The 707-nt window shown below is 64.4% G+C and carries 2 rRNA genes; both read left to right on the top strand.

What is annotated here, in order from left to right:
- A 16S ribosomal RNA gene (locus CA984_RS44250) occupies positions 1-184 on the top strand; the annotation flags it as partial.
- A gap of 417 nt (positions 185-601) precedes the next feature.
- Positions 602-707 (top strand): 23S ribosomal RNA (locus tag CA984_RS44245); the annotation flags it as partial.

The following is a 707-nucleotide window of genomic DNA, read 5'->3' as shown; positions in this document are numbered from 1 at the left end:
GCTGCGGTGAATACGTTCCCGGGCCTTGTACACACCGCCCGTCACGTCACGAAAGTCGGCAACACCCGAAGCCCGTGGCCCAACCGGACTCGTCCGGGGGGAGCGGTCGAAGGTGGGGCTGGCGATTGGGACGAAGTCGTAACAAGGTAGCCGTACCGGAAGGTGCGGCTGGATCACCTCCTTTCTAAGGAGCACCGGTTCGGCAGGCCCGCCTCTCGGGGTGGCTGCCGGTCCCATGCCGTGTCCGTGAGCGTACGTCTCACGCTCGGCGCGCTCATTAGTGGAGCACTGGCTACTCGATCGGACCGGGTTCRCCGGGCCGTTAGTACCGCCTTCCCCTCCTCGGAGGGGYGGGAGTGGGAACGCCGGCTCGCGGGGGCTTGGACTGGTCGAACACACTGTTGGGTCCTGAGGAAACGGACCRGGCGGGCCCGCTGAGGCGGGCTTGCTGTCTGTTTGACCTCGTGCGGGAYCGACCTCCTGCCAGACCAGCTCGGCCGGGGATGAGGGGTACCTCTTCTCGGCGGGTGTTCGGTGGTGGGGCGGGTTTCGGTCGCTGTTTGTTGTTTGAGATTTGCATAGTGGACGCGAGCATCTTTGTGGCCAAGTTTTTTAGGGCACACGGTGGATGCCTTGGCATCAGGAGCCGATGAAGGACGTGGGAGGCTGCGTTAAGCCCCGGGGAGTCGCCAACCTGACTTTGATCC

The organism is Streptosporangium minutum (genome assembly GCF_002149035.1).
Taxonomy (GTDB): domain Bacteria; phylum Actinomycetota; class Actinomycetes; order Streptosporangiales; family Streptosporangiaceae; genus Streptosporangium; species Streptosporangium minutum.
This window is presented reverse-complemented; position numbering and strand designations above follow the sequence as displayed.